General features: G+C 68.8%; 3 protein-coding genes. 2 read left to right on the forward strand and 1 reads right to left on the reverse strand.

The features are described 5' to 3' along the window. The coding region (gene mutS, locus GJV64_RS10685; protein ID WP_164157221.1) for a DNA mismatch repair protein MutS at positions 1 to 2403 on the reverse strand (2403 nt) is incomplete at its 3' end. A 146-nt stretch (positions 2404 to 2549) separates the two neighbouring features. Here mutS and GJV64_RS10690 point away from each other — a divergent pair. Together GJV64_RS10690 and GJV64_RS10695 are read left to right on the forward strand one after the other, a co-directional pair. Further along, entirely contained in the window at positions 2550 to 4826 is a 2277-nt protein-coding gene (locus tag GJV64_RS10690; RefSeq protein ID WP_164157219.1) for an NADP-dependent malic enzyme, read from the forward strand. Beyond that, positions 4820 to 5599: an alpha/beta fold hydrolase gene (locus GJV64_RS10695; protein WP_164157220.1), complete on the forward strand. Its 780-nt coding sequence runs from the start codon at positions 4820 to 4822 to the stop codon at positions 5597 to 5599. Before GJV64_RS10690 ends, GJV64_RS10695 begins: the two co-directional genes overlap by 7 nt. The last annotated feature ends 80 nt before the right edge of the window (positions 5600 to 5679 follow it).

A 5679-nucleotide genomic window follows, 5' to 3' on the forward strand; every position in this document is an offset into this window, starting at 1 on the left:
GGTGGCGTCGCGGCGCGCCTCCAGCCGGGCGAGGATGGCGCGGGCGCGGTTGAGAACGCCCGCTGGGATGCCGGCCAGCCGGGCGACGGCGAGGCCATAGCTCTTGTCGGCGGCGCCCGGCGCCACTTCGTGCAGGAAGACGAGATCGCCCTTCCATTCGCGCACCTTCACCGTCACGCTGGCAAGGCCGGCGAGCTTCGCGGTCAGCGGCACCAGCTCGTGATAGTGGGTGGCGAACAGGCAGCGGCATTGCAGATCGTCATGCACGGCCTCCAGCACCGCCCAGGCGATGGCAAGCCCGTCATAGGTGCTGGTGCCGCGCCCCACTTCATCGAGGATGACGAGGCTGCGGTTGCTGGCGCCAGTTAGGATGGCGGCGGTCTCCACCATCTCGACCATGAAGGTGGAGCGGCCCTCGGCCAGATCGTCGGCAGCGCCAACACGGCTGTAGAGCCGGTCGACCACGCCGATGTGGGCGGCGGCCGCGGGCACATAACTGCCGGCCTGGGCCAGCACGGCAACCAGCGCATTCTGGCGCAGGAAGGTCGATTTGCCGGCCATGTTGGGGCCGGTGACCAGCCACACCCGGCGATCGGCCGACAGGTCGCAATCATTGGGCGTGAAGCGCGCGCCGGTGCGGGATACGGCCTGCTCGACAACCGGGTGGCGGCCGCCGGTGATGGCAAAGGCGGTGCTGGCGTCCACCACTGGGCGCGCCCAGTTTTCCGTCGCCGCCAGTTCGGCGAGCGCTGCCGCCACGTCGAGCCGGGCCAGCGCGGCGGCGGTGTCGCTGATCGCGGTGGCATGGCCCAGCACGGCAGCGCGCAATTCCTCCAGATGCGCGGCCTCGGCGACCAGCGCATGATCGGCGGCCTGCGCAATGCGGGCGGCAAGATTGCCCAGTTCGGGGGAAGAGAAGCGGACCGCACCTGCCATCGTCTGGCGGTGGATGAAGCCCGAATCCGCCCGCAGCAGCGGTTCGGCGCGGGCCGCCGGCACCTCGATGTGATAGCCCAGCACATTGTTGTGGCGGATCTTCAGCGCCGTGATGCCGGTCTCGGCCTTGAGGCGGCTTTCCAGCGCGGCCACCGCGCTGCGGCCGTCGCGCGCCGTCTCGCGCAGCGCATCCAGTGCGGCATCATGGCCAGGGCGGATGGCGCCGGGCAGCTCCAGCGGCGGTTCATCGACAAGGGTGCGCCCCAGCTGTTCGGCGAGGGCGCCAAGTCCATCGCCGATGCGGGCCAGCGTGTCGGCCAGCAGCGGCGGGGTGCCCGCCGCGCCGGCGCGGGTTGCCAGCGCGGCCTTGAGCCGGAGTGCCAGGCCAAGGCCGCTGCCAAGCTGGCCGAGATCGCGCGGGCTCCAGCGCCCGACGGCGATGCGGGCCAGCGCGCGGGCCACATCGGGCAGGGCCGACAGCGCATCGCGCGTGGCGGCGCGGGTCATTGGATCGGCGAGGAACCAGCCGACGAGATCAAGCCGGTCGCCAATCGCCGCCGGATCGGTGAGGGGCGCGGCCAGATCGGCGCCCAACAGCCGCGCGCCGGCGGCGGTGACGGTGCGGTCGATCGTGGCTTCAAGGCTGTGGCGGCTGGTGCTGCGCGACAATTCCAGGCTGGCGCGGGTGGCGGCATCGATGGCCATGGTGCTGCCGGCCAGCTCGCGGCGGGGTGGCAGGATGAGCGGCACAGCGGCGCCGGCGGTCTCCTGCGCATAGGCAAGGGCGGCGCCAGCAGCAGCCAGCTCGGCCGGGGTGAACAGCCCCCAGCCATCGAGGGTGGCCACCCCGAACCGGGACTTGAGCGCCGCCTCGGCCCTTGCGGCGGAAAAATCCCCGGCAGGCCGCGAAGTGCCAGCGAGGCCGCTGCCTTCGGGCACCAGCGTTTCCGCCGGCGCCAGGCGCGCCAGTTCGGCCTTCAGCTCTGCAAGGCTGCCCGCCCGCGTGTGGAAGGCGCCCGTCGACAGGTCGAGCCAGGCGAGGCCAGCGGCATCGCCCCCCGATGCTGTCAGCGCCGCGAGCCAGTTGGCGCGGCGCGGTTCCAGCAGGCCGGACTCGGTCAAGGTGCCGGGCGTCGCGATGCGGGTGATGGCGCGCGCCACCACCGATTTCGAGCCGCGTTTCTTGGCTTCCGCCGGGTCTTCTACCTGTTCGGCAATCGCCACCCGGTGCCCGGCTCGGATCAGGCGGGCCAGATAGGCCTCGTGCGCGTGGACCGGCACGCCGCACATCGGGATCGGCTGGCCGGCATGCTCGCCGCGCCGGGTCAGCGCGATGTCGAGCGCGGCGGCGGCGGTGGCGGCATCCTCGAAGAACAGTTCATAGAAATCGCCCATGCGGAAGAACAGCAAGGCGCCGGGCGCCAGCGCATCGGCTTCGGCCTTTATGGCCAGATACTGGGCAATCATCGGGGAGGCAGCGGTCACGGCAACGGGATAGCGCGACCATCGCCCGCGCGCAAAGGGCGCATGGGCTGCGGGCGAGCCGATAAGTTCTTGCCCAGTTGCTGCCACAATCCTATCGGTGCGTCTCACCCCCCAAGCGAACCCGGATAATGACCAGCAAGAGCGACAAGCCCGCCCTCGATTCCGATTTCGGTGACCGCGAGGCGCTGAACTATCACAGCCGCGGCAAGGCCGGGAAACTCGACATCGTCGCCTCCAAGCCGATGGCGACCCAGCGGGACCTGAGCCTGGCTTATTCGCCCGGTGTGGCGGCCCCCGTGCGCGCCATCGCTGCCGATCCCGACACCGCCTATGACTACACGATCAAGGGCAATCTGGTCGCCGTCATCTCCAACGGCACCGCCATCCTGGGGCTGGGCAACCTCGGTGCGCTGGCCTCCAAGCCGGTGATGGAAGGCAAGGCGGTGCTGTTCAAGCGCTTTGCCGACATCGACAGCATCGATCTGGAACTCGCCACCGAAGACGTGGACCGCTTCATTGCGGCGGTCGAGTTGATGGAGCCCAGCTTCGGCGGCATCAACCTTGAGGACATCAAGGCGCCCGAGTGTTTCATCATTGAAAGCGCGCTCAAGGAGCGCATGCGGATCCCGGTCTTTCACGATGACCAGCATGGCACCGCCATCGTCGCGGCCGCCGGCCTCATCAACGCCCTGCATCTGACCGGACGGCGTCCGGAAGACGTGAAGCTGGTGGTCAATGGCGCCGGTGCCGCCGCTATCGCCTGCACCGAGCTGGTCAAGCTGTTCGGGGTCAAGCATGTCGTGATGTGCGACACCTCGGGCGTGATCTATGTCGGCCGCGAGAAGGGCATGAACCAGTGGAAGTCCGCCCATGCTGCGGTGACGGACGCGCGCTCCCTTGAAGAGGCGATGGTGGGGGCCGACGTGCTGTTCGGGCTGAGCCAGAAGGGAGCCGTCAGCCCCGAGATGGTGGCCAGCATGGCGCCCAATCCGATCATCTTTGCCATGGCCAACCCCGATCCGGAGATCACGCCGGAAGAGGTGCACAAGGTGCGATCCGACGCGATCGTGGCCACCGGGCGCAGCGATTATCCCAACCAGGTCAACAACGTGCTGTGCTTCCCCTATCTGTTTCGGGGTGCGCTCGACGTGCGGGCAACGGCGATCAACGAGGAGATGAAGCTGGCGGCGGCCAATGCGATTGCCAGCCTGGCGCGCATGCCGGTGCCCGACGAGGTGGCGGCGGCTTATGGCGGCAAGGCGCGCACCTTTGGCCCCGAATATATCATTCCCGCCCCGTTCGATCCGCGCCTCATCGAGCATGTGCCGATCGCGGTGGCCAAGGCGGCCATGGCCTCGGGCGCGGCGCGCAAGCCCTTCTTTGATGAGGAGGCCTATCGCCAGGAACTGAAGAGCCGCCTCAATCCCACCACCTCGATTTTGCAGGGCGCCATCGAGAGCGCCCAGAGCCGTCCGCGCCGGGCGGTGTTTGCCGAGGCCGAGCAGGAGGTGGTGCTGCGCGCGGCCATCAACTGGCGCAATTCCGGCTATGGCACACCGGTGCTGGTGGGCCGCGAGGCGCCGGTGCGCGAGGGGCTGGAACGACTGGGCGTCGAGGACATCGACAGTTTCGAGATCCACAACAGCTCCAAGTCGCCACTGGTGCCCAAGATGGTGGAATATCTCTACAGCCGCCTGCAGCGGCGCGGCATGCTGCATCGGGACGTGCAGCGCATGGTCAATCACGAGCGCAACATCTTTGGCGCGCTGCTGGTGGCGATGGGCGAAGCCGACCTGATGCTGACCGGCGTCACCCGCAACTTCGCCACCACCTATCGCCAGGTGCGCACGGTGATCGATCCGGTGCCGGATCGCCGCCCGTTCGGCATCCACATGCTGGTGGGCAAGCAGCAAACGATCTTCATCGCCGACACCACGGTGACCGAACGCCCGAACGCGGACCATCTGGCCGACATCGCGGTCGAGACCGCTGCCGTTGCCCGCCGGCTTGGGGTTGAACCACGCGTTGCCTTCCTTTCGTACAGCAATTTCGGCAATCCGCAGGGCAGCATCGTCGACAATGTGCGCGAGGCCGTCGCGCTGCTCGATGCCCGCCAGGTCGGCTTTGAGTATGAAGGCGAACTGTCGGCCGACGTGGCGCTCAATCCGGCGATGCGCGCGCAATATCCGTTCAGCCGCCTGTCCGGTCCGGCCAATGTGCTGATCATGCCCGGCTTGCACAGCGCCAACATCGCCGCCAAGCTGATCAAGGAAGTCGCCAATCTGCGCGTGGTCGGCCCGATGCTGGTCAACATGGCGCGCCCGGTGCAGATCGTGCCGATGAACAGCTCGGCCTCCGACATCGTCACGCTGGGCGTGCTGGCCTCCACCGGGGTGGTGTGCTGAAGCCGCCGATCCTCCTCATCCACGGCATGTGGTCGACCCCGGCGGTGTTCGACCGCCTGCGCGAGCCCCTGGCTGCCGCCGGCCACACGGTCCACGCCCCGGCGCTGCCCTTCCATGATCGCCCGGCCAGCCTGCCGCCGGCCGAGGCGCTGGGCAGCCTGTCGATCACCGCCTATGTCGATTTCCTCGTCGCCGAGGCCGGCAAGCTGGGAGCCCCGCCGGTGATCCTGGGCCATTCGATGGGCGGGCTGCTGGCGCAGCTGGTGGCGGTGCGCGTGCCGCATGCCGGCCTGGTGCTGCTGTCGCCGGGCGGGGCCGCCAATGCCCAGGCGTTCAGCCTCGATCCGCTGCGCACATTGAAGAACGTGATGCTGCGGTGGGGCTGGTGGGAAAAGCCGATGCTGCGTGACGAAGCGGGCGCGCGCTGGGGAATTTTCAACGGCGTTCCCGAACCTGTCTTCCAGGCTGAGATGGCTGCGCAGGTATGGGAATCAGGGCGGGTGCTGGCCGAAATGGCGTTCCCGCAGCTGTTCGGCAATGTCACGCAGGTGGATTATGCCCGGCTGACCCGGCCGGCGCTAGTGATCGTGGGCAGCGATGATCGCATCACCACGCCCGGCACCGCGCGGGCCACGGCGCGCAATCTGAGCGGCGGAAACGGCGGCGTGGTGGACTATCACGAGCTGCCTGGCGCATCGCACTGGCTGTTCTGGGGCGCCGTCGAACAGCAGGTGGCGGGGCTGGTGGGCGATTGGCTGGCAACGCTGGCCTGAAACAGCGCCTGGCCGCCGAGGCCGCGCGGCTGGGCTTTGCCGCCTGCGGCGTGGCGCACGCCGATGCGGTTCCGGAGGCC

This window comes from Sandarakinorhabdus rubra, from assembly GCF_010994245.1.
Classification (GTDB): Bacteria; Pseudomonadota; Alphaproteobacteria; order Sphingomonadales; family Sphingomonadaceae; genus Sandarakinorhabdus; species Sandarakinorhabdus rubra.

Coding starts and splice junctions, on each gene's coding strand:
- GJV64_RS10690 (WP_164157219.1), top strand. CDS start 2,550: ATGACCAGCAAGAGCGACAAGCCCGCCCTCGATTCCGATTTCGGTGAC.